1 protein-coding gene is annotated in these 428 nt (G+C 56.8%); it reads right to left on the minus strand.

All coding sequences use genetic code 11. From position 1 onward, the window contains the following. Positions 1–428: integrase core domain-containing protein (locus tag HMPREF2808_RS13805; protein WP_246818560.1), on the minus strand; the 428-nt coding region annotated here is incomplete at both ends.

A 428-nucleotide genomic window follows, 5' to 3' on the forward strand; every position in this document is an offset into this window, starting at 1 on the left:
TCGTGTGAAGTTGCCGCTTCCGCGGGGCCGTTGAGCTTTTCGGATACTGCTTGTGGGTTGTGTGCTTGGTTATAGGCGACTATGCGGGCCCAGACCTGCTCGGGATCGAGTGGATGCTGAGGTGATGGTGCTTTGGGGAAGGTATCGAAAGCTTGGCGTGGGGTGATGTGCATTTTGCCGATAAGCAGTGATTGGTGCCGTCGTCGTTCGTTGTAGACCTGGCGGTATTCAGCCAGATATGTGTTGACCTCAGCAAGGCTGACTGGGTGGCGTGCATCGAGGAACTGGGTCAACGTGCGGTGAGAGCGCTCGTCTTTTCCCTGGGTTGTCGGGGCGAAACCAGCAATAGCAAGAACACCTTGGCTGGCGAGCCAGGTTTCAGTAGCAGAGAGAAAGCCACGGTGGTAGGTGGCGAACGCATCGCCATT

Origin of the sequence: Corynebacterium sp. HMSC078A10 (assembly GCF_001811565.1) — a bacterium.
Taxonomy (GTDB): Bacteria; Actinomycetota; Actinomycetes; order Mycobacteriales; family Mycobacteriaceae; genus Corynebacterium; species Corynebacterium hesseae.